This window comes from Luteococcus sediminum, from assembly GCF_054783495.1.
Map to the genome: position 1 here is coordinate 43739 of NZ_BAAGQL010000009.1, position 21530 is coordinate 65268.

Below are 21530 nucleotides of genomic sequence, written 5' to 3' on the forward strand. Positions count from 1 at the left end.
GATCTCCTGGTGGTCAGTAGTCGAGTGCTTCGCGGTAGCGCTGGACGAGCACCTCGGCCAGTTCGTCGCAGGGTCCGAGGACGTCGGCAATCCGCACCTCCACCTCGGGATGGGTGGCGGTCCAGGCCACCACGTCGCGGTGCAGGAAGCCGTTGACGCGGCCCTCGAAGAGCAGGTGCGGGGCGACGACGATGCGGCGCGCCCCACCGTCCAGGGCCTGGTGGAGGGCGCTGGTGACGTCGGGATCGGCCACCTGCACGAAGCAGCCCAGCACCCGGGCATAGCCGCGCCCACCCACCCGGGCGGCCAGTCGCTGGTGGTCGTCATTGGCGCGGGCGACGGCCGATCCGCGACCGGCGAGCACCACCGTCGTCTCCTGGACCGTCCACTGGCCACGAGCTGGATCACGTCGGGCCTCGTCAATCCGCACGTGCAGCAGCTCCACCAGCCGGTTGTGCGGCGACAGGTGCTCGGCGACGACGGCCCGCCTGCCCAGGCGCAGCGTGCCCTGGCGGGCAGCCTGCGGGATGTCGCGGCGCACATGGGCGCCGGTGCCGAGCATCAGCGGGGCGACGACGACGGGCTCGTGGGTGGCCGAGAGCCCGTCCACCACCTGGTCGATCGAGGGCTCCACCAGCTCCACATAGCCCATCTCGACGGTGGTCTGGGGAAGCTGCCGGCGGACCCGGTCGAGCAGCTCGTGGCACTGCTCGACCCCCGCGCCGTGCCGGGTGCCGTGGGCGGCGATCACCAGGGCGGGCTTCACGGCCGTCCCCCTTCCGTCGCAGGCATCCACGTGTAGTCGCGCGGCGTGACGATCCGCTGGCCCGAGCCGCTGTCGACGAAGCGGGTGCTGGAGGCTCCGACGACCACCAGCGAATTCATGTCCACCCACTCTGGCTGGAAGTCGGCCAGCGTGGAGGTGATCACCTTCTGCCGCTGCCGGGTGGCCTGCTGCACCACCGCGACCGGCGTCGACGGCGGCCGGTGGGCACCCAGGATCTCCAGGGCCCGCGGCAGGTGCATGCGTCGCTTCTTCGAGCGCGGGTTGTAGAGGGTGACGACGAAATCGCCCTGGGCGGCGGCCTGCAGCCGCCGCTCGATCACCGGCCATTCGGTGTGCAGGTCGGACAACGAGATGGTGGCGTGGTCGTGGCCCAGCGGGGCACCCAGGATCGCGGAGGCGGCCAGCTCGGCGGTCACCCCGGGCACCACCTCGACGTCGATGCCGTCGGTGCCCTGCTCCAGCACGGGCGAGGCCATCGCATAGATCGCGGGATCGCCGCTGCAGACCAGCGCCACCCGCTCGCCGCGACGGGCGGCCTCGATGGCCAGCGCGGTGCGTTCGGCCTCGGTGCCCATCTTCGAGGCGTGCAGCCGCGCACCGGGGGCGACGAGGTCGCGCACCTGCCGCACATAGGGTCCGTAGCCCACGACCAGGTTGGCCTGCTGCACCACGCTGCGGGCCCGTGGGGTGAGCAGGTCGCGCGCGCCCGGGCCGAGCCCGACCACGTGCAGCACGCCCCGTACCGGCAGCCGCCCCACGGCACAGGTGGCATCGGTCGACTTCTGCTTGCCGATCACCAGGTCGGCGCCGTGGGCCAGCACCGCCGCCTCGGCCACCGACGGCGTGCCGACATGCCCCTGCACGGTCTGCGACGGATTCGGCACCGGCTGGGCGGCCAGCTCCTCGGCGCAGTGCCACAGCAGCGGGATGCCGAACTGGTGGCACAGCTGCACCAGGCCCAACTCGCCCGCCTTCACCTCGTGGGTGACGACGGCCGAGACACTCGCCGGGTGCAGGCCCGCCCCGGCGAGGGTTGCGTCGAGGAGCTCGCGCAGCTGCTCCACGCCGGTGCCCTTGTTGCAGCCCATCCCCACCACCAGGGAGCGAGGGTGCAGGGTCACGGTCGGCAGCTCGCCGGGGGCGGGCCCGGAGCTGTCGGTGACCCGGATGCGCGCGACGGGACCGGCGGCCTGCTCGGTGACATTGGGGGCGATCTGCGGCACCGGCCAGCCCAGCCCCCGGTCGAGCAGCACCGGCTCGCCGTCGAGGATCGCGCGGGTGACCGTCGCCAGGTCCCCGTCGTGGTGCCAGCCGATGGTGTCCAGCGCCTGCACGCCCAGCGCGTCGGTGGCGGTGGTGAGCACCGGCGTGCCGCCCAGCGCCTCAGCGATCGCCGTGGCCAGCGCATTGGCTCCCCCGACGTGCCCGCCGACCAGCGGCACGGCGAAGCGTCCGGCGGCGTCGACGACGACCACCCCCGGGTCAGTGTGCTTGTCGGCCAGCAGTGGCGCGAGCAGCCGGGTGGTGGCGCCGAGCGCCAGGTGCGAGACGACCATGTCCGCCTCGGCCCAGGCCCGCGGCAGGCACTCGGCGGCCGGGCCGTCCAGGCGGATCGTCTCCCCGCCCAGGGCCGTGTCGATGGCATCGGCGAGCCGGCGTGCGGCGGGGCTGTTGGTCACCTGGGCGATGCGTGCACTCTTCCAGTCCCTCATCACTGCTCCTCGACCTCGATGACGGCCGCGCCGTTGTAGCGGGCCAGCGCCGCCACCTCGCGGCTGATGGGGCCCCGGACCCGCACCACGTCGCCGCGGCCGGGCAGGGTGCGGCAGAAGATGCGGGCCGCCTCGTCGCTCACCCGCGGCGGCGGCCCCGCGGGGCGCGGTGCCCCCTGGTGCCATCCGACGGTGCTGGCCAGCTGCGGATCGACGACCAGCACCACATTCGGGTTGACGAGGTCGGTCAGCGCCATCGCCTGGGCGGCGTCGAGGAGGCGGACGCGCTCGTCGTCCTCCCCGAGCCGTTCGCACAGCCAGAACTCGCGGTCGAGGTCGGCCAGCTGCGTGGCGAGCTCGACGATCCCCTGGTCGGGGCCGGTCATCACCGCCACCTTCCCCCAGGCGCGGCAGACCGCCAGCGCTGGTTCGAGCGGGCGGCCGTGGATGCTGACCACCTCGGCGTCGTCCCAGGGGATCCCGACCGTGGCGAAGGCCAGCGAGATGCTCGTCGGGGCCGGCAGCACCCGCAGCGGCAGCCCGGCCTCGCGCAGCCGGCGCACGATGCCGAACCAGCCCGGGTCCCCGGAGGCGACCACCATGATGCGGGCCTCGGGGCCGGCGGCGACGATCCGTTCGACGGCCGCAGACAGCGCCCCCAGCCGGATCCGTCGCGGCTGGTCGACGCCGAGCGCGTCGAGGTGGCGGTCCCCACCCACGACGAAGTCGGCGCGGGAGGCCTCGTCGAGCATCGCCGGGGTCACGTCGCCGATGAAGCCGTGGACGCGGATGGGGGTGCTCACTGGACTGCCCCCTTCTCCCGCAATTCCTTCTGGGCTTCGGGATCGGCGGCGCGGAACTCGTGCCGGAAGCCCGGGTGGTAGAGGTGCGAGCGGTACTCGGGAGTGGCGGCGGCCAGGGCGGGGCCGACGAGCACCACCGTGTGCTTCCACAGGTGGCGCTCCTTCATGGTGGCCGAGAGATCCCGCAGCTCGCAGCGCAGCATCACCTCGTCGGGCCAGGTGACCTGATGGCCGATGATGCAGGGCGTCTCGGGCGCATAACCGCCGGCCAGCAGCTCCTCCTGCAGCACCTTGTTGCGCGCCGCCGAGAGGTAGAGCGCCATGGTGGCGCCGTGCTGGGCGAAGCCGCGCACCGTCTCCTTGGGCGGCATCGGGGTGCGGCCGCCCTCCAGCCGGGTGAGGACCAGCGACTGCGCCACCTGCGGCAGCGTGATCTCGACGTCCATCCGCGCCGCGGCGGCAGAGAAGGCGCTGACGCCGGGGATGGTCTCGTGGGCGACGCCGAGGCGCTCGCACAGCGCCCGCTGCTCCGCGGTGGCGCCGTAGATCGACGGGTCGCCGGTGTGCACGCGGGCGATCAGCTGGCCGTCGCGGGCGCGCAGGTAGTAGGGCTCCAGCGCCTCCAGCGGCAGCGAGGCGGAGTCGACCAGCTCGGCGCCCGGCTTGTGGTCGGCGACCACGTCGGGGTGGACCAGCGAGGAGGCCCAGATGATGACGTCGGCCTCGGCGATGACGCGCGCGCCGCGCACCGTGATCAGGTCGGCGGCACCCGGGCCAGCCCCGACGAAGACCACCCTTCCCGTGGGATTTCCAGTACTCACAGCGATCCTCCGATGCTGGTGCGGCTCGGGGTGCTGAGCACCGCCGAGAAGTAGCCGGTGCGGGTGTCCTGGTCGAGGTCGTCGAGCGACGCCAGGTGCTCTTCGGGCAGGCTCACCTCGCTGCCGACGATCCCGTCGCGCCCGCGCTCGGCAAGGGCTTCGCGGACCATGCCGAGCTGGCGTCCGCCCTTGTAGACGCAGACCGAGTCGGCGGCATCGAGCACCGGCCCAAGGCCCTCGGCGCCGAGGGTGGCGGGGGCGAGCGCCAGCACCTCATTGCCCTCGACCAGCGGGGTGCCCGAGGCTGCGGCAAGCGCCTGCATCGCCGTGATGCCGGGAATCCAGGAGACCTCCACCGCGGGCAACGCCGCCCGGACGGTGCCCGCCAGGTAGCTGAAGGTGGAGTAGACGGCCGGGTCGCCGATGGTGGCCATCGCGATGGTGGTGAGGCCGTCGGCGAAGTGGGTAAGCGCGGCCTCGGCGGCGGCCTGCCAGGACTCCTGTCGTCGGGCGCTGCGGCCCTGCTCGCGCATGGCGAAGCCGATGCGTTCGATGCGGGCGGCGGGGGCGACGGCCCGCACGATCTGCTCGGCGCGGCCGGGTCCGTCACCCGACTTCTCGGTGGCCGGCACCAGCACGACATCGGCCTGCTGCAGTGCGGTGGCCGCCGCCAGGGTGACCAGTTGTGGGTCGCCGGGGCCGACTCCGGCGCCAACCAGATGGGTTCGTTGCATGTGGGGCTCCTCCAGGTCTCTCGCCTGTTGTCCAGTGGCCGTCGACCGGGGGCGTTCCTGACTTCGCAACCGGCATCACAGTGCCGGTGGTGCTCACAGTGGCGGGACCGTGCCAGATGTTCGCTGGCTTCCGCGTCCCGGTCAGTCCACATGCTTCCATGACGAATTCTTCGCCTCGTGGGCGGGGTCGGTGCAGGACCTGTGACGGCTAGGGTCGAGCCATGAACGAGCAGCCCAGTGCCCCGGTCCGACTCCTGCAGTGGCTGGGGCTGGCACCCTCGGCGCAGACCAGCCGCCAGCAGGTGGTGACCAACTGGCTCTATGCCGTCTCGATGGCCCTGCTGATCGCCCTGACCTCGGGACGTTGGCCGCTGGGCTGGTGGATCCTCGGCTGCATCGTCGCCGCCACCATCCTGTACGGGGTGATCTCGCTGCTGGTGCGTTCGGTGATGGGCCCCGACGACCCCGTCCGGTCACGCTGAGGTTCCGGGCCGGGGCGACACCCAAGAGATTTCGGAAGATCTGGTCCCCTCAAGGGGCCGGATCTTCCGAGATCTTTGCGGTGCCGGGTGGAAAGGGGCCGTCAGGCCACCGCTCGGTTGCGCTGCACCGTCGAGGTCAGGCCGTCGGCGGTCACCTCGTCGACCGGCACGTGCTCGGCGCCCAGGTGCTCGGCCAGGGTGCGGGCCAACCCCATCCGCAGGGGGCCCTGTTCGCCGTCGATCACCACCGTCGTGATCCCCATGCCCGCCACGAAGTCCGCCACCTGGCGGGAGCGCTCGACGGCCCCCGGCCCGGCCGTCGCCCGGCCGTCGGTGACCACCACCAGCAGGGGGCGCAGCAGCGGGTCGCGCAGGTGCTCGCGGCGGATCACCCGCGCCGCCTCCATCAGGCCCTCGGCCAGCGGCGTCCTGCCCCCGGCGGGGATCTCGTCCAGGCGGGCGGCGGCGATGTCGATCGATCCGGTGGGCGGCAGCACCAGCTCGGCGGACCTGCCCCGGAAGGTGACCAGCCCCACCTTGTCGCGGCGCCGGTAGGCGTCCAGCAGCAGCGACAGGATCGCGGTCTTCACCTGCACCATACGCTTGCGGGCGGCCATCGACCCCGACGCATCGACGCAGAAGAGCACCAGGTTCGCCTCGCGGCCCTCGCGCACGGCCAGGCGCAGGTCCTCCAAGGCGATCCGCACCCGGCCGTCGGGGCGCTCCCGCCCGGTCTGGTTGCCGGCCGCGGCCCGCAGGGTCTCCAACAGGTGCAGCGACCCCGGCCCGCTCTCGGGCAGGCGGGCACCCACCCGTCGCCCGCTCGAGGTGATCGCCCGTGAACGCTTGCCCGCGGCCCCGGCCCCCAGGCCGCGCACGGTGAAGGTGCGGGGGCGGGGCGACGGGGTGGCGGCCTTCACCACCTGGCCGGGCTGCTCAGCGCCGGCGGGTGGCAACATCGGCAGGTCCTGCTCCGGGGCCTGCGAGTCGGCGCAGTCTGAAGGGTCAGCGGAGTCCGAAGGGTCAGCGGGGCTCTCGGGCGGCTCGGCGGAGCCGCCCTCAGGCGCTTTTCCCTGACCATCCCCCTGCGGGGTCTCGTCGGAGTCGTCCTCGGGATCAGGGGCACCCTCAGGCTCGGGGCCGTCCTCGGGGTCCGGGCCACCCTCGGGTCCCGGTTCGGGCTCGTCGGGCGGCAGATCGTCGTCGCCGAGGATCCGGTCGAGCAGCTCCTCGTCCATGCCGGGCGCGTCGAAGGGATTGCGACGGCGACGGTGCGGCAGGGCGAGCAGGGCGGCCTGCCGGATGTCCTCGCGGGTGACGGCCTCGCGGCCGCTCCAGGCGGCGTGGGCGATCGCCGTGCGGGCGGTGACGATGTCGGCGCGCAGCCCGTCCACCTCGAAGGCCGCGCACACCTCGGCGATCTTCAACAGGGCGGCATCACCGAGCCGCACCGAGCCGAGCTGCTGCTGGGCCCGGGCGATGCGCTCGCTCAACGCGGCATCGTCGGCGGCGTGGGCGGCGATGAAGCCCGACGGGTCGGCGTCGAAGGCCATCCGGCGGCGCACGACGGCGGCGCGGGCGGCATGGTCGGTAGGGGCGGCCACCTCGACGGTGAGCCCGAAGCGGTCCAGCAGCTGCGGGCGCAGCTCCCCCTCCTCCGGGTTCATGGTGCCGATCAGCACGAAACGGGCCTGGTGGCTCACCGAGATGCCGTCGCGCTCCACGGTGGAGCGGCCCATCGCGGCGGCATCCAGCAGCAGGTCGACCAGGTGGTCGTGCAGCAGGTTCACCTCGTCGACGTAGAGGATGCCGCGGTGCGCCCGGGCCAGCAGGCCGGGTTCGTAGCTCACCTCGCCGGCCGAGAGTGCGCTCTGCAGGTGCAGCGATCCCAGCACGCGGTCCTCGGTGGCGCCGACGGGCAGCTCCACCAGCCGCACCGGACGCTCGTGGCGGGGACTGGTGGCGTCGAAGGGGCCGTCGGGCGAGGTGGCCTGTGCGTCGTCGGGGTCGATGGAGAAACGGTCGCCGTCGAAGACCTCGATGCGGGGCAGCACCTCGGCCAGCGCGCGCACCGCCGTGGACTTGGCGGTGCCCTTCTGGCCGCGCACCAGCACGCCGCCGATCTGGGGAGAGATGGTGCTGAGCACCAGGGCCAGGCCCATCGCATCGAGGGCGTCGGGCTCGCAGCCGACGATGGCCGTGAAGGGATACTGCTGTGGCATGAGGCTCCCGCTCATTCGTTGCCGGACAGGAAGGGCGCGAACACGGCGTGCCGCGCGCAGCGCGAGGCCGGTCTTCGGACTGACGACTGACGTCGATCACCGCAGCGGGCCTGTGCCGGACTCCCACCGGCTTCCCAGATTCTCCCCGTCGCCGGGCTGGCCGGCTGTGGGGCACCTCGTGCCGGGCCCCACCCTAGCGGCTCGATAGCGTGACACCATGAGCTCTTCCTTCGAGGCCGCAGGGCCCGTTCTGGTGCTGGGCATCGGCGCCAACGGCTGGGATGCGCTGGCTCCCCGGCACCGGGAGCGGGTGCTGGCGGCCGACGTGCTGCTCGGCGGCGCCCGGCACCTGGCGATGGTGCCCGAGGTGGCCGGCCAGCGACGCGAACCGTGGCCCTCGCCGCTGCGCGACCGGCTACCGGCCCTGCTCGACTCCCTGGACGGTGCGACGGTGGTGGTGCTGGCCAGCGGAGACCCGCTGATGAGCGGCATCGGCACCACGCTGGTCTCCTTGCTGGGCAGCGATCGCGTGGAGCTGGAGCCGGCCGTCTCCTCGGTGGCGCTGGCCCGGGCGCGGATGGGATGGGCGGCCGAGGACTGTGCCGTGGTGAGCGTGGTGGGCCGCCCCGTCGAGCTGGCCCTGCGCGAGGTGGCGCCCGGACGTCGGGTGCTGGTGCTCAGCTCCGACGAGACCACCCCGGAGCGGCTCGCCGCCCTGCTCTCGGCCACCGGCTTCGGCCGCTCGGTGCTGCACGTGTTCGGCAACCTGGGCGCCGCCGACGAGTCGCACACGGTCGGGACCGCCGACGACTGGCGGGAGTCCTCGCCCCGGTTGACCATCGTCGCCATCGAGTGCGTCGGGCCGGGACTGGTCGGCTGGGCGCCGGGGCTGCCCGACGAGGCCTACGAGCACGACGGCCAGATCACCAAGCGCGACCTGCGCGCCAGCGCCCTCTCGCGGCTGCAGCCGGTGCCCGGGGAACATCTGTGGGATGTGGGCGCCGGCTCCGGGTCGATCGGTATCGAGTGGATGCGCAGCCACCCCAGCTGCCGCACCAGCGCCGTCGAGGCCAACCCGGAACGGGCCGCGCGGGCCCGTCGCAATGCCGCCCGGCTGGGCGTTCCCGGACTGCTCGTGGTCGACGGCCGCGCCCCCGACGCGCTGGCCGGGCTGGCGGCACCCGACGCGGTCTTCATCGGTGGCGGCGCCACCCGACCGGGCGTGCTGGAGGCCTGCCTGGCCGCGCTGCGCCCCGGCGGCCGGATCGTCGTGCACGCGGTGACGCTGGAGACCGAGCAGCTCGTCGCCGCCGCCTTCGCCGAGCACGGCGGCGAGCTGACCCGGCTGGCCGTCGAGAGCAATGACTCTATCGGCGCCTTCACCGGCTGGAAGCCCGCCCGCACCGTCACCCAGTGGTACTGGCGACGGGACTGAGTGAGGCGTCGTCCCCTCGATCCGCAACAAACTGCGCCCATCCGGATGCTGCCACGTGCGGATGGGCGAGCTTGCGGACGGCGGGATCAGGACAGCACCACAGCGGCCACCAGCAGCACGGCCGCGAGACCCACCAGCAGCCACCGCGCCGGTGGCCTGGTCCAGGCCGGGGCGCACAGCGCCGTCGAGACCAGGAGGCCAGCAGCCGCCACCAGATGGCCCACCACCGCGGCGCCCGCGCTTGGGGCCCGGGAGAAGGCGAACAGACCCACTGCCCCCGAGGCGATCCCCAGCAGCGGCCACACCGGCAGCAGTCCGTGGGTGCGGAAGGCGAGGGCTGCCAGCGCGATCCAGCCGACCGCCATCACGAAGAGCCCGACCACCGAGCCGTGGAGCCAGCCACCGAGCTCCACCCAGTCGCCCGGGTCGTCCCTCGCACCCAGCTCGCCGAGCCAGCCGAACAGGGGCACCGGCACCATCGTCACCAGGCAGGCGAGCAGCGCCCATCCCAGCAGGGCAAGGCTCTGGCGCCCCACCCCATCGGGGAACCTGCCGGGTGGGCGACGGCGCACCGCACGCCCGGTGGCATCGGGTGTGACACCCCAGGGATCCTCGACCGGCATCGTCATGCGCCCACCCTAGGAGCCGCCATCGGCCAGCAGCTCCCGCACCGTCATGATCGTCGACGGACTGGTGCGGCAGCAACCACCCACCACCCACGCGCCCGACTCCAGCCACTGCGGCACCAGCACCTCGAGCTGCTGCGAGGGATCGCCCTCGGACCACGTCTTGGTGACGGGGTCATAACGCTCCCCCGAATTCGGGGCCACCAGCAGCGGACGATCGGCCACCGCGGCCATCTCCGCCACGGCCCCGGCCACCAGGTCCCGCGGCACGCAGTTCACCCCGACCGCCAGCACGCGCGGATCCTGCTGCACGGCCTGCACCGCCTGCGCCAGCGACAGGTCCTGGTCCCCACCGGCCGGCAGCCTGCCGTCCTCGCCCAGCGAGAAGGAGACCGTCACCGCCACGTCGGGGAACTCGCGGGCCACCAGCCCCAGCACCGCCTGCACCTCGTCCAGGCGCGGCTGGGTCTCCACCGCCAACAAGTCCACTCCCTCGGCCACCAGCAGCGCGATGCGTTCGCGGTGGAAGTCCTCGTACTGCCCCGCCTCGAGCCGGTAGTCGCCGGTGTACTCGCTGCCGTCGGCCAGGTGGGCGCCGTAGGGGCCGATGCTGCCCGCCACCAGCGCCGTGCCGCTGCCCCCGTCGGCCCGCCACTGCTCGCGGGCGAGCAGCGCGAGACGGGCGCTGTCGCGCACCATGGCCTGCGCGGTCGCCTCGTCCAGGCCGGCGGCCAGCAGGGTGGGCACCGAGGCCTGGTAGCTGTTGGTGGTGAGCACCAGGGCCCCGGCATCCAGGTAGCTGCGGTGCACCGCGACGATCGCCTCGGGACAGTCCCGCATCGCGACCGCCGACCACAAGGGCTGGGCGGTGTCGACACCGCGCTTCTCCAGTTCGGTGGCCATCGCCCCGTCGAGCACGACGGGGCGGGTGGAGCTGAACAGGGCAAGGGCATCGTGCTGGTCCATGGCTCGACCCTATGGCTGCGGGCAAGCATTCGTGAGACGTCCCAACCAGCCGGTCAGTCGAGGGCTAGCGTCGTCCACCGTGACCCACCAGACCAGCATCCCCACCGACGACGGACGCTCCCTCACCCGTTCGATGTCGACGCGACACCTGATGATGATCAGCTTCGGCGGGGTGATCGGGACGGGGCTCTTCCTCAGCTCGGGATGGACCATCAACCAGGCCGGCCCCATCGGCACCCTGCTCGCCTACTGCCTGGGTGCGGTCATCGTCTACCTGGTGATGCTCTGCCTCGGGGAGCTGGCCGTCGCCATGCCCTTCACCGGCGCCTTCCACGTCTACGCCACCCGCTTCCTCGGCCCGGCCACCGGCTTCACCGTCGCCGTCCTCTACTGGCTCACCTGGACGATCGCGCTCGGCAGCGAGTTCACCGGCGTCGGACTCATCATGCAGCGCTGGTTCCCCGGCACCCCCGTCTGGGTCTGGAGTGCGGCCGCCATCGTGGCGATCTTCACGCTCAATGCCGCGTCGGTGCGGGTCTTCGCCGAGGCCGAGAGCCTGCTCAGCGGCGTCAAGGTGGCCGCCATCATCGTCTTCATCGTGCTCGGACTGCTCGCCATCGTCGGCATCGTGCCGATGGAGGGCCACGACGCAGCCCCCGGCCTGCACAACCTCACCGACGGCGGTATCTTCCCCACGGGACTCGGGGCCGTCTTCACCACCATGCTGGCGGTGAACTTCGCCTTCTCCGGCACCGAACTGATCGGCATCACCGCGGGCGAGACCAAGGACCCGGCCCGCACCATCCCGCGTGCCATCCGCGCCACGCTGTGGCGGCTGTGCCTGTTCTTCATCGGCAGCATCTTCGTCATGGCCTGCCTCATCCCGTGGCGCGAGGCAGGCGTCGACCGGTCCCCCTTCGTCACCGTCTTCGACGCGATGGGCCTGCACTGGCTGGCGGGGCTGATGAACGTGGTGGTGCTCACCGCGATCCTGTCGGCCGCGAACTCCGGGCTGTACGCCTCCACCCGCATGCTGTGGTCACTTGCCAACGAGGGCACCATCCCGGCAGGCATTGCCCGCACCACCCGCAACGGAATCCCGCTCACCGCCCTCGTGCTCAGCATGGCCGGTGGGCTGTTGGCACTGCTGTCCAGCGTCATCGCCGCCGACACCGTCTACCTGGTACTCGTCTCCATCTCGGGGCTGGCCGTCGTGCTGGTCTGGGTCTCCATCGCGGCAAGCCAGATCAGTTTCCGACGCCAGTGGCTGGCATCGGGCCGCAGCGCGGAGGAGCTCTCCTTCCGGGCACCCGGCCACCCGTGGACGGGCTGGGCCGCGCTCATACTCAGCGCCCTGTCGTGCATCCTGATCGTCTTCGACCCCACCCAGCGGATCGCGCTGTACTGCACCGTGCCCTTCGTGGCGCTGTGCTACCTGGTTCACGCCCTGTTGCGTCGCTCCCGGCTCGCGTCATAGAGGAAGCTCTCGCCACCGCCGGCCGGGTCCAGGGCCCGGCCGACGAGGATGATCGCGGCCTGCCGCAGCCCGGCCTGCTCCACCTGGCCGGCGATGGTGCCCACCGTGCCGCGCAGCACCAGCTCGTCAGGCTGGCTGGCCCGGCTCACCACCACCACCGGGCAGTCGGTGCCGTGGGTGGGCTCCAGCTGCGCCATCAGCTCACGGGTGCGGGTGATCGCCAGGTGCAGCACCAGCGTGGCGCCGGTGGCGGCGAAGTTGGCCAGCTCCTCGCCGTCGGGCATCGGCGTCGAGCGGGCCCGGGTGCGGGTGAGCACCACCGACTGCGCCACCAGCGGCACCGTCAGCTCCCGCCCCACCAGCGCCGCGGCCGCGGCATAGGCCGGCACGCCCGGCGTCACGTCCCACTCCACCCCGGCCGCGTCGAGCCGTCGTCCCTGCTCGTGCAGAGCGGAGTAGACGCTCAGGTCGCCGGTGCCCAGGCGGACCGCCTGGCGTCCGGCGCGGTCGGCGGCCACCAGGTGCTCGGTGATCTCGTCCAGGCTCAGGTGCTGGGTGTCGACGAGCTCGGCGCCCTCGCTGACGTGCCCCAGCACCTCGGGGTCAAGATAGGTGCCCGGGTAGAGCACCACGTCGGCCTCGGCGAGCAGGCGCGTCGCGCGGACGGTGAGCAGGTCGGCGGCACCGGGGCCGGCCCCGACGAAGTGGATCATGGGGACTCCTCGGCAGGTTCTGGCACGAAGCGAGGGCTCCACACCTGGCCCTTGCGGGTCACGCGGGTTCCCCGGCACCCGACGATGACAAGGCACTTCATGTCGATCGTCGACGGCTCCAGCTCCCCGAGCGTGGTCACCTGCAGCGACTCCTCGGCACGGCCCACGTCGCGGCCCACCACCACGACCGTCGACGGCTCCCGCTCTTCCAGCAGCACCTCGCGGAAGCGGTGGATCTGCTCGGTGCGGCTCTTCGAGGCGGGGTTGTAGACGGCCAGCACCAGGTCGGCGCGGGCGATGTGGCGAAGCCGGTCCTCCACCACCTGCCAGGGCTTGAGCCGGTCGGAGAGGGAGACGACGGCGAAGTCGGCCCCCACCGGTGCGCCGGCGCGGGCGGCGACGGCCTGCACCGCCGTCACGCCGGGCAGCACCCGGACCGGCACCTCGTCGAAGCGCGGGTCCTCGGCGGCCTCGAAGACCGCCGCGGCCATGCCGAAGACGCCCGCATCGCCGCCGGAGACCACCGCCACCTGCTCGCCGGCCAGGGCCAGCTCCAGGGCGTGCCGGGCCCGGTCCACCTCGACGGTGTTGCCGCTGGCATGGCGGGTGAGGCCCTCGCGCTGCGGCACCCGGTTCACATAGGGCGCGTAGCCGACCAGGTGGCGCACCCCGTCCAGGGCCTGGGAGACCTCGGGGGTGAGCCAGCGGTCCGGGCCGGGGCCCAGCCCGACGACCAGCAGCTCGGCCGGCCCGGCTGGGCTCGGTTGCGGGTCCGTCGAGTCCGTCAACGTCACGGCGGTGCCCCCGCAAGACGTGACCTCGCGGGAGCGCTTGCCGTTGACCGCATCGCCCGGCACGACGACCAGCGAGAAGTAGGGCACCGAGGCCGGGTCGACCTCACTGACCGGCAGCCAGCGCTCGGCCTCCATCGAGGCGCGCTCCACGTAGAGCGCCCCCTCCAGCCGTCCGGCCGCGACCAGGGCGGCGCGGACCTTGGCGAAGTTCCTGCCCAGCTTCATGATCACGGCACCGTCGGTGTCGGCCAGGCGACGGGCCAGCTCGGGCTCGTCGAGGGTGCCGGGCAGCACGGTGAGCACGTCGGTCTGGCGCACCAGCGGGTTGGCGGTGGTGGCCGTCGCGGCGAGGAAGGCCGGCACGCCGGGCACCACCTCGGTCTCGAAGTGCTCGGCCAGCCGGTCGTGCATGTACATGAAGGAGCCGAAGAGCATCGGGTCGCCCTCGGCCAGCAGCACCACGTCGCGGCCTGACCGCAGGTGCGCGGCGAGCCGGTCCGCGCAGTGCTCGTAGAAGTCGGCCATCGCCCCGGCATAGCCGCCGGGATGGCTGGTGCTGCCGGTGGTCACCGGGTACTCGAGCAGTTCCTCGGTGACGCCCTCGCGGATCAGGCCGGCGGCGATGCGTCGGGCATTCGACGGCCTGCCCGCGGCCGCGTGGTAGGCGACGACGTCGGCGGCACCGATCAGCCGGGCCGCCTTGAGGGTGACCAGTTCCGGGTCGCCGGGGCCCACCCCGACGCCGAAGAAACGGCCCTCGGCGGGTGCGTCGGCGGCGCTCATTCCTTCTCCTGCGCGATCGCGTTGAGGGCACTGGAGGTCATCGCCGAACCACCGCGTCGGCCGTGCACCGTGACGAAGGGCAGGTCGATGCCATGGTCCTCGTGGAAGTTCGCCAAGGCCTGCTTCGACTCGGCGGCGCCGATGAAACCCACCGGGCAGCCCACCACCGCGGCCGGTCGGGGCCCGCCGTCGAGGATCATCTCCAGCAGATGGAACAGGGCGGTGGGGGCATTGCCGATCGCCACCAGCGCACCGGCCAGCATGGGCTCCCACAGGCTCACCGCCGCGGCGGTGCGGGTGGTGCCGAAGTCCTTGGCCAGCTGGGGGACGCGCGGATCGTTCAGCAGGCAGATGACGTCATTGTCGCGGGGCAGCCGGGCGCGGGTGACGCCGGTGGCCACCATCGTCGCGTCACACAGGATCGGGGCGCCGTCCTGCAGCGCGCCGCGGGCTGCGGCCATGAAGCTGGGGTGCACCACCAGGTCGTCGACCAGGTCCACCTGGCCGGAGCCGTGGATCATGCGCACCGCCATCTTCTCGGCGTCGGCCGGCACCCGGGCCAGGTCGGCCTCGCGACGGATGGTGGCGAAGGAGTCGACGTAGATCGCCGCCCCCGCATCGATGTAGTCGTAGTGACGCGCGGGACGCTTCATGCCCGCGCCTCCTTGCCAGCAGCGCCGTCCCAGACCAGGACGCCATACCAGGGGGTGACGCGCACCTCGCGGTAGGCGCCCAGCAGCTCCACCAGCTGTGCGGCCTCGATGCCCTCGGGCCCGATGCCCATGTGGTTCCACCGGCCGTCCTCGGACTCACCGAAGGGCAGCGGTTCACTCGGCTGCGGCAGCCGCGGGTCGGCCTCGGCCAGCGGGGCCAGCGGGGCGTCCATCTCGTTGACGTGCCAGGGGGCGTCGGGCCCGTCACCGCGCACCGCGACGAAGCGCTCGGCCAGCTCCAGCAGCACGCGCGCCGCATCGTCCAGGGCCACCACCTCGCCCAGGTCGTCGCCGATCCGCAGCTGCGCCGTGGTGGCATCCAGAACCACCAGGCCCAGGTCGCAGGGATGCTGCAGCAGGTCGCCGCGGCCGTCGTCAAGGACGAAGAGGAACTTGCCCGGCAGGGTGGCGAGTGACTCGCTGGCGCGGATCCCCTCGTCCAGGGCCATGGCCAGGCCGGTCAGGTCGGCGCGGCCGCCGTCGATCCCGGCCGTGTCGATCCCAGTCAGGGGACTCGCCATCACATTGCGCACCAGGTCGTGCCGCGGCGAGGGCATCAGGCCCGAAGCCACCACCGCACGGTGCGACTCCTCGGTGAGGTGCCCGGTGCCGTCGTCGGGGAAGGCACGCAGCTGCAGGTTGGCGCGGTTGGTCAGGTGGATGCGGCCGTCACCGAAGGCCTCGGCGGCCCGGGCCAGCGCCCGCAGGTCTGCGACGGCGAGGTGACCGGCCACCAGCCGGATGCGCACCAGCAGGCCATCGTCGGCCTTCCACGGGCGTTCGATGCCGGGGCAACGGTCGGGACGGGTACGTTCGGGACGGTGCTGGGGCGTCTGGGCCATGGTCTCTCCTGCGAGATTGCGCGTCTCGCCTGCTCGGGACGACCAGCGCAGGCAAGTTCCTGACTCCCCCGCGCCGCATGGCGGGGTCACAGTGGCGCGACCGTGCCGGCTCGTCCGGCTTCCTCGCACTGCGGTGGTGACAAGTGGAATTGTGGCTGCCCGGCTCCTCGCGGCGGGTCGGGCAGCACTCATCATGGCACAGCGCCCCTGCTGCGCGACCCCTGCGCGCCGGGGCGGGCCACACGGGGCTAGGGTGGTGCCCGCTGGCCCCGGCCAGCGCACCCGCACCAGCGAAGTCGGTGACCAATCCGACGCTGTCCCGCAACGGTGATGCCCCGCCCGTCCGGCACATGGATCCGGGCCGGGGACGAGCCCGGTCGCCTGGCGCAGGTGCCGCACCACTGCCCCCGGCCGAGGGGCAGACGGGCAACCGTCGTCCCTGGGCCACCGACCCCGAAAGGCCCCCATGGCGACGCTCCCCCGGCTGGTGGTCTCCGCGGCCTCGTCGAGCTCCGGCAAGACGACCATCGCCGTCGGCCTGGTGGCGGCGCTGCGCGAGCGGGGGTTGCAGGTGGCCCCCTTCAAGACCGGCCCCGACTACATCGACCCCGGCTACCACACGCTGGCCGCAGGACGGGTGGGCCGCAACCTCGACGCCCACCTGTGCGGGCCGGAACTCATCGCACCCCTGCTGCTGCACGGATCGCTCACCCCCACCCCCGCCGACGTCGCCGTCATCGAGGGCGCCATGGGCCTGTTCGACGGGCAGCTCGGCACCCCCGCCGTCGGACGATCCGGCTACGGCTCCAGTGCCCACATCGCCCAGCTCGTCGGCGCGCCGGTGCTGCTGGTGGTCGACGCGTCGAAGTCCTCGCGCACCGTCGCCGCCCTCGCCCACGGGCTGGCCAGCTATGACCACGACGTGCGGGTGGGCGGGGTGCTGCTGAACAAGGCCGGCAGCCAGCGCAACATCGACGAGTGCACCCGGGCGCTGGACGAGCTGGGCCTGCCGGTGGTCGGTGCCGTCGGACGCCATGCCGAGCTCGACACCCCCTCGCGTCACCTGGGACTGGTGCCGGCCGCCGAGCGCACCCAGGCCGAGGCGGTCGTCGAGGCCGCCGGACACGTCGTGGCCGATTCGATCGACCTCGACGCGGTGCTGCGGATCGCTGCCAGTGCAGGAGACCTGGCCGCCGAGCCGTGGGACCCGCGCGCCGTGACCAGCCCCGTGCCCGGCTCCCCGGTGGTGGCGGTGGCCGCCGGGCGCGCCTTCACCTTCCGCTATGCCGAGACCACCGAGCTGCTCGAGGCCGCCGGCTGCCGCATCGCCCTGTTCGACCCCACCACCGACACCGAACTGCCGCCCGGCACCAGCGCGCTGTGGATCGGCGGCGGCTTCCCCGAGATGCACGCCGCCGACCTGGCCGGCAACACCGCATTGCTCCGCCAGGTGCGCAACCGGGTGCTGGCGGGGATGCCGACGGTGGCCGAGTGCGCCGGGCTGCTCTACCTGTGCCGCAGCCTCGACCGCCAGCCGATGGCCGACGTGCTGCCACTCGAGGCCGCCATGGGGCCGCGGCTCACGCTGGGCTACAAGAGGGTCACCGCCCGCGTCGACTCCCTGCTGTGCCGGGCCGGGGACGAGGTGGCCAGCCACGAGTTCCACCGCACCCAGGTGAACCTCGACGCCCTGGACCTCGACGCGCTGGACCCCGACGGCCTGGCCGGCAGCGGCATGGACGTCGCCTGGGAGGTCGACGGGCGGCTCGAGGGCATCAGCGCTGACCCCGCCGGCACCGGACGGCCCTCCCTGCACGCCAGCTACCAGCACCTGCACTGGGCCGGGCTGCCGCAGGCCGCGCAGCGCTTCGCCGAGGCGGCCTCGACCAGCTCGGCCAACACCACGAACTCCACGGCCTCGACCAGCTCGGCCACCACCACGACCCCCACGGCCTCGACAAGCTCGGCCAACACCACGAACTCCGAGCCCGTCGAGGAGACCCCCGACCTCACGCACCACGGCGACCGGGACCTCACCCCCGGACTGGTGGACCTGGCCGTCAACGTCCACGCCTCCCAGCCGCCGCAGTGGCTGGCCGAGCACCTGGCCGCACGCGTCCACACCTGGGCCGGCTATCCCGACGCCACCGCCGCACGATCGGCGCTGGCCGAGCGCCACGGCGTCGAGCCGTCGATGGTGCTGCCCACCAGCGGCGCCGCCGAGGCCTTCACCCTCGTCGCCCGCGCCCTCGACTGCCGCCACCCGCTCGTCGTCCACCCGCAGTTCACCGAGCCGGAACAGGCCTTGCGGGTCGCCGGGCACAGCCCCGACCGCCTGCTGCTGCGTCCCGAGGACAGCTTCCGGCTGCTGCCCGAACAGGCCGCCGGCATCGACGATCGCGTCGACCTGGTGGTGGTGGGAAATCCCACCAATCCCACCGGACTGCTGCACCCCGCCGCGGCGCTTCGTCGCCTCGCCCGGCCGGGACGAGTGCTGCTGGTCGACGAGGCCTTCATGGACGCGGTGCCCGGCGAGCCGGAGAGCCTGATCGGCCCCGACATGACCGGGCTGCTGGTCACCCGCTCGCTCACCAAGACCTGGAGCCTCGCCGGGATCCGCGCCGGCTATGTCGTCGGCGATCCAGAACTGATCGCCCGGCTGGAGGCCGCGCAGACGCCGTGGTCGGTCTCCACCCCCGCCCTGGACGCGATGGTCGCCACCAGCAGCGCCGAGGCCCTCGACGCGGCTGCCCGGATCGCCCGCCAGGTCGGTGCCGACCGGGAACTCCTCGTCGAGGCCCTCACCCGGGCCGGTTTCCCGCCCGTCGCCGGCAGCCAGAGCCCCTTCGTGCTGGTCGACCTGTCCGCGCTCGGGCCCCACGCCCACGAGGTCGGCTGGCTGCGCAGCATCCTGGCCGAGGAGGGCTTCGCCGTCCGGCGGGGTGAGAGCTTCCCCGGCCTGGGCCCCCAGTGGGTGCGGCTGGCCGTGCGCGAGGCCGAGACCAGCCGTCGTCTCGCCGAGGCGCTGGCCCGCATCCACCACACCCACAGCAGTTCCAACCCTCGCAGTTCCAACCACAGCAAGGAAGACACCCGATGAGCATCCTGGACGACTGCCTGGCCGCCATCACCCCCGTCGACGAACAGGCGCGCGCCGCCGCCGAGGCCCGCCAGCTCTCCCTCACCAAACCGCCGGGCGCGCTCGGCGAACTGGAGGTGATCGGCAACCAGCTCGCCGCCATCGCCGGACAGTGCCCACCCCCGGTGCCCGAACCGGCCAAGGTCTTCGTCTTCGCCGGCGACCACGGCGTCCAGGAGCACTGGGTCTCGCCGTGGCCGCAGGAGGTCACGCTGCAGATGGCCGCCAACATCGCCGGGGGCGGCGCGGGGATCAGCGTGCTGGCGCGCTATGCCGGCGTCGAGGTGGAGGTGGTGGACGTCGGCATGCTCCAGCCCGTCGAGCAGACCACCGACCGACGCATCGCCGCCGGAACGGCCGACATGCTGCACGGCCCGGCGATGAGCCGCGAACAGGCGCTGGCCGCCATCGAGGTGGGCATCACCTGCGCCCGCCAGGCCGTGGCCGATGGCCACCGCGCCCTCATCCCCGGCGAGGTGGGGATCGGCAACACCACCGTCGCCGCCACCCTGGTCTGCGCCTTCACCGGGGCCAGCGCCGAACAGGTCACCGGCCGCGGCGCCGGCGCCAACGACGAGGTCTTCGCCCGCAAGCAGGCGCTGGTGGCCCGGGCCGTCCAGCACCACGGGCTGGCCGACGGCTCCGGACCCCAGGACCCCATCGGTGCACTGGCCGCCGTCGGGGGCTTCGAGCACGCCGCCATGGTCGGGCTGATCCTGGGCGCCGCCGAGGCCCGGGTACCGCTGCTGCTCGACGGCGCGATCGCCTGCTCGGCCGCGCTCGTTGCCCTCGCCCTGGCCCCCGACGCCAAAGGCTACCTGGTGGGTGGCCACGAGGGCGCCGAACCGTCGATCCGCCACGTGCTGGATGCCATCGGGCTGCGGCCCGTGGTGCAGCTGGGGCTTCGCCTGGGCGAGGGCACCGGCGCGGTGCTGGCCCAGCCCATCGTCGTCTCGGCCGCCAATGTGCTGCGCGAGATGGCCACCTTCGACGATGCCGGCGTCACCGAGGAGCACCTGTGAGCCGCACCCTGGTCCTCGGCGGCGCCCGCTCCGGAAAGTCCACCCACGCAGAAGTCCTGGCCAACCAGGCGGCCCTGGTCGACTACGTCGCCACCAGCGCCACCAGTCCCGATGACCCCGAATGGGTCGAGCGGATCGCCCTGCACCGGGCCCGCCGCCCCGAGCACTGGACCACCATCGAGACCGCCGACGTCGCCCAGGTGCTGCGCACCCCCGGCGAGGGCACCGTCCTGGTGGACTGCCTGGGCGTGTGGGCCACCCGGATGATGGACCACAGCGGCATCTGGGAGGACCGTCCCGGCGCCCACGAACAGCTGCAGGGCCACGTCGACGAGCTGGTCGCCGCCCTCGAGCAGACCGAGCGCGAGGTGGTGCTGGTGAGCAATGAGGTGGGCCAGGGGGTGGTGCCCGAGCACTGGTCGGGCCGCTTCTTCCGCGACCAGCTCGGCATCCTCAACTCGCGCGTCGCCGCCTGCTGCGAACGGGTGGTCTTCTGCGTGGCCGGGATCCCGGTCGCCATCAAGGACGAGCCCCGGTGAGGCCGCTGGCCGCCCTGCGCGATGCGCTGGGCATGTTCACCCTGCTGCCGGTCGGCTCCACGATGGAGCTCGACCGGGCCGCCTGCCGGCGCATCATGCTCGCCTTCCCCTGGGCCGGGCTGGTCTGCGGGCTGGTCTCGGCCGCGGCCGCGGCGCTGGTGGTGCTGTGCGGGGCGGGCCACCAGCTCGCCGCGATGGCCGGGCTCGCCGCCCTGACCGGGGTCACGGGCGCGATGCACATCGACGGGGTGGCCGACACCGCCGACGGGCTCGCCTCCCGCAAGGGACGCGAGGACGCCCTGGCCCTGATGAAGAAGTCCGACATCGGTCCGATGGGCGTGGCCACCGCCGTGCTGGTGCTGCTGCTGCAGGCCGCCGCGCTGGCCTCGGACTCCTTGGCCTCGGATTCCTTGGCCTCCAGCGCCGCCGGCGCCTGGCCCCTGGTGGCGACCCTCACCTGCCTGCCCATGGTGGGGCGGATCGCCGCCGTCCACGCCACCGTCCAGGGCGTCCCGGGCGCCCGCCCGGGCGGCTTCGGCTCGCTGTTCACCGGCATCACCCCGGCTTGGGCGGCCGCCCTCGACTCGCTGGCGGTGCTCGCCGTCTGTGCCGGGGCCGGCTGGCTCGTCGACGGCCGGGTACTGGCCGCAGGCCTGGTGGCCGCCGCCGTCCTCGCCTGGCTGGTGGCCAACGGATGGCAGAAGCACCTGCTGCGGCGCCTGGGCGGCCACACCGGCGACACCTTCGGCTCCCTGATCGAGGTGGCCCAGACCACTTTCGCGGTCGCCGCCGCCCTCGTCACCGGCCTCGTCACCGGCCTGGTGGGTTGAGCCCCGTCCACAAACCACATCCAGGGCAGGCGTCACTGCAGATGAGGCACCATCCCGCCCTGTGGATGTGGTTTGTGGACGCCCATGCCG

19 protein-coding genes and 2 riboswitches are annotated in these 21530 nt (G+C 73.1%); of the genes, 7 read left to right on the forward strand and 12 right to left on the reverse strand.

Annotation, left to right across the window (positions count from 1 at the left end):
- Positions 1-13: 13 nt before the first annotated feature.
- From ACYVKA_RS05920 to cobI, 5 genes are read right to left on the reverse strand one after another with little or no spacing between them, the layout of a single operon-like run.
- A complete protein-coding gene (locus ACYVKA_RS05920; protein WP_460703808.1) occupies positions 14-766 on the reverse strand; it encodes a sirohydrochlorin chelatase in 753 nt (250 codons plus the stop codon).
- Entirely contained in the window at positions 763-2502 is a 1740-nt protein-coding gene (cobJ, locus tag ACYVKA_RS05925; protein ID WP_460703810.1) for a precorrin-3B C(17)-methyltransferase, read from the reverse strand. Before cobJ ends, ACYVKA_RS05920 begins: the two co-directional genes overlap by 4 nt.
- Positions 2499-3302 (reverse strand): precorrin-6y C5,15-methyltransferase (decarboxylating) subunit CbiE, encoded by an 804-nt coding sequence (gene cbiE, locus ACYVKA_RS05930; protein WP_460703812.1) that lies wholly within the window; start codon positions 3300-3302, stop codon positions 2499-2501. The genes cobJ and cbiE (ACYVKA_RS05930) overlap by 4 nt, the downstream gene beginning before the upstream one ends.
- On the reverse strand, positions 3299-4129 hold the full coding sequence (gene cobM, locus ACYVKA_RS05935; protein ID WP_394275815.1) for a precorrin-4 C(11)-methyltransferase: 831 nt from the start codon (positions 4127-4129) through the stop codon (positions 3299-3301). Before cobM ends, cbiE (ACYVKA_RS05930) begins: the two co-directional genes overlap by 4 nt.
- Positions 4120-4857 (reverse strand): precorrin-2 C(20)-methyltransferase, encoded by a 738-nt coding sequence (cobI, locus tag ACYVKA_RS05940; protein ID WP_460703814.1) that lies wholly within the window; start codon positions 4855-4857, stop codon positions 4120-4122. The genes cobM and cobI overlap by 10 nt, the downstream gene beginning before the upstream one ends.
- Positions 4858-4888: 31 nt before the next feature.
- Positions 4889-5013, reverse strand: a riboswitch (cobalamin riboswitch).
- Between the two features lie 65 nt (positions 5014-5078).
- On the opposite strand from cobI, the gene ACYVKA_RS05945 reads away from it, so the two are divergent.
- Positions 5079-5339 (forward strand): hypothetical protein, encoded by a 261-nt coding sequence (locus ACYVKA_RS05945; protein WP_460703816.1) that lies wholly within the window; start codon positions 5079-5081, stop codon positions 5337-5339.
- Between the two features lie 101 nt (positions 5340-5440).
- Here ACYVKA_RS05945 and ACYVKA_RS05950 read toward each other — a convergent pair whose 3' ends face one another.
- Positions 5441-7561 carry a VWA domain-containing protein gene (locus ACYVKA_RS05950; RefSeq protein WP_460703818.1) on the reverse strand — a complete coding sequence of 707 codons (2121 nt, stop codon included), beginning with the start codon at positions 7559-7561 and terminating at the stop codon, positions 5441-5443.
- Between the two features lie 62 nt (positions 7562-7623).
- Positions 7624-7740, reverse strand: a riboswitch (cobalamin riboswitch).
- A 38-nt stretch (positions 7741-7778) separates the two neighbouring features.
- On the opposite strand from ACYVKA_RS05950, the gene cbiE (ACYVKA_RS05955) reads away from it, so the two are divergent.
- A complete protein-coding gene (cbiE, locus tag ACYVKA_RS05955) occupies positions 7779-8996 on the forward strand; it encodes a precorrin-6y C5,15-methyltransferase (decarboxylating) subunit CbiE (RefSeq protein WP_460703820.1) in 1218 nt (405 codons plus the stop codon).
- Between the two features lie 86 nt (positions 8997-9082).
- On the opposite strand, the gene ACYVKA_RS05960 is transcribed toward cbiE (ACYVKA_RS05955), so the two are convergent.
- Positions 9083-9625 (reverse strand): hypothetical protein, encoded by a 543-nt coding sequence (locus ACYVKA_RS05960; RefSeq protein ID WP_460703822.1) that lies wholly within the window; start codon positions 9623-9625, stop codon positions 9083-9085.
- A 9-nt stretch (positions 9626-9634) separates the two neighbouring features.
- Positions 9635-10588 carry a homocysteine S-methyltransferase gene (gene mmuM / locus ACYVKA_RS05965; RefSeq protein WP_460703823.1) on the reverse strand — a complete coding sequence of 318 codons (954 nt, stop codon included), beginning with the start codon at positions 10586-10588 and terminating at the stop codon, positions 9635-9637.
- A 79-nt stretch (positions 10589-10667) separates the two neighbouring features.
- On the opposite strand from mmuM, the gene ACYVKA_RS05970 reads away from it, so the two are divergent.
- Positions 10668-12065, forward strand: a complete 1398-nt coding sequence (locus ACYVKA_RS05970) for an amino acid permease (RefSeq protein WP_460703825.1) — start codon at positions 10668-10670, stop codon at positions 12063-12065.
- Here the strand turns inward: ACYVKA_RS05970 and ACYVKA_RS05975 are convergent.
- The 4 genes from ACYVKA_RS05975 to ACYVKA_RS05990 are packed head-to-tail and all read right to left on the reverse strand — an operon-like array spanning position 12029 to position 15910.
- Positions 12029-12778, reverse strand: coding sequence for a cobalt-precorrin-4/precorrin-4 C(11)-methyltransferase (locus ACYVKA_RS05975; protein WP_460703827.1), 750 nt, complete (start codon positions 12776-12778; stop codon positions 12029-12031). The two genes, ACYVKA_RS05970 and ACYVKA_RS05975, sit on opposite strands and share 37 nt — an antisense overlap.
- A complete protein-coding gene (locus tag ACYVKA_RS05980; protein WP_460703829.1) occupies positions 12775-14355 on the reverse strand; it encodes a precorrin-2 C(20)-methyltransferase in 1581 nt (526 codons plus the stop codon). Before ACYVKA_RS05980 ends, ACYVKA_RS05975 begins: the two co-directional genes overlap by 4 nt.
- Positions 14352-15008 (reverse strand): precorrin-8X methylmutase, encoded by a 657-nt coding sequence (locus ACYVKA_RS05985; protein ID WP_460703831.1) that lies wholly within the window; start codon positions 15006-15008, stop codon positions 14352-14354. Before ACYVKA_RS05985 ends, ACYVKA_RS05980 begins: the two co-directional genes overlap by 4 nt.
- A complete protein-coding gene (locus tag ACYVKA_RS05990) occupies positions 15005-15910 on the reverse strand; it encodes a nitrite reductase (protein WP_460703833.1) in 906 nt (301 codons plus the stop codon). The genes ACYVKA_RS05985 and ACYVKA_RS05990 overlap by 4 nt, the downstream gene beginning before the upstream one ends.
- 466 nt (positions 15911-16376) lie before the next feature.
- Here ACYVKA_RS05990 and ACYVKA_RS05995 point away from each other — a divergent pair, with 466 nt between their 5' ends.
- Genes ACYVKA_RS05995 through ACYVKA_RS06010 form a run of 4 tightly spaced genes read left to right on the forward strand, consistent with a single transcriptional unit; the run spans position 16377 to position 21440 of the window.
- Positions 16377-19010 (forward strand): cobyrinate a,c-diamide synthase, encoded by a 2634-nt coding sequence (locus ACYVKA_RS05995; RefSeq protein ID WP_460703835.1) that lies wholly within the window; start codon positions 16377-16379, stop codon positions 19008-19010.
- On the forward strand, positions 19007-20071 hold the full coding sequence (gene cobT, locus ACYVKA_RS06000; RefSeq protein ID WP_460703837.1) for a nicotinate-nucleotide--dimethylbenzimidazole phosphoribosyltransferase: 1065 nt from the start codon (positions 19007-19009) through the stop codon (positions 20069-20071). The genes ACYVKA_RS05995 and cobT overlap by 4 nt, the downstream gene beginning before the upstream one ends.
- A complete protein-coding gene (gene cobU, locus ACYVKA_RS06005) occupies positions 20068-20610 on the forward strand; it encodes a bifunctional adenosylcobinamide kinase/adenosylcobinamide-phosphate guanylyltransferase (protein WP_394275545.1) in 543 nt (180 codons plus the stop codon). Before cobT ends, cobU begins: the two co-directional genes overlap by 4 nt.
- Positions 20607-21440 (forward strand): adenosylcobinamide-GDP ribazoletransferase, encoded by an 834-nt coding sequence (locus ACYVKA_RS06010; protein WP_460703839.1) that lies wholly within the window; start codon positions 20607-20609, stop codon positions 21438-21440. Before cobU ends, ACYVKA_RS06010 begins: the two co-directional genes overlap by 4 nt.
- Positions 21441-21530 lie beyond the last annotated feature (90 nt).

Coding starts and splice junctions, on each gene's coding strand:
- ACYVKA_RS05995 (WP_460703835.1), top strand. CDS start 16,377: ATGGCGACGCTCCCCCGGCTGGTGGTCTCCGCGGCCTCGTCGAGCTCC.
- ACYVKA_RS05945 (WP_460703816.1), top strand. CDS start 5,079: ATGAACGAGCAGCCCAGTGCCCCGGTCCGACTCCTGCAGTGGCTGGGG.
- ACYVKA_RS05985 (WP_460703831.1), bottom strand. CDS start 15,008: ATGAAGCGTCCCGCGCGTCACTACGACTACATCGATGCGGGGGCGGCG.
- ACYVKA_RS05980 (WP_460703829.1), bottom strand. CDS start 14,355: ATGAGCGCCGCCGACGCACCCGCCGAGGGCCGTTTCTTCGGCGTCGGG.
- mmuM (WP_460703823.1), bottom strand. CDS start 10,588: ATGGACCAGCACGATGCCCTTGCCCTGTTCAGCTCCACCCGCCCCGTC.
- ACYVKA_RS05990 (WP_460703833.1), bottom strand. CDS start 15,910: ATGGCCCAGACGCCCCAGCACCGTCCCGAACGTACCCGTCCCGACCGT.
- ACYVKA_RS05950 (WP_460703818.1), bottom strand. CDS start 7,561: ATGCCACAGCAGTATCCCTTCACGGCCATCGTCGGCTGCGAGCCCGAC.
- ACYVKA_RS05960 (WP_460703822.1), bottom strand. CDS start 9,625: ATGACGATGCCGGTCGAGGATCCCTGGGGTGTCACACCCGATGCCACC.
- cbiE (WP_460703820.1), top strand. CDS start 7,779: ATGAGCTCTTCCTTCGAGGCCGCAGGGCCCGTTCTGGTGCTGGGCATC.
- cobT (WP_460703837.1), top strand. CDS start 19,007: ATGAGCATCCTGGACGACTGCCTGGCCGCCATCACCCCCGTCGACGAA.
- ACYVKA_RS05975 (WP_460703827.1), bottom strand. CDS start 12,778: ATGATCCACTTCGTCGGGGCCGGCCCCGGTGCCGCCGACCTGCTCACC.
- cobI (WP_460703814.1), bottom strand. CDS start 4,857: ATGCAACGAACCCATCTGGTTGGCGCCGGAGTCGGCCCCGGCGACCCA.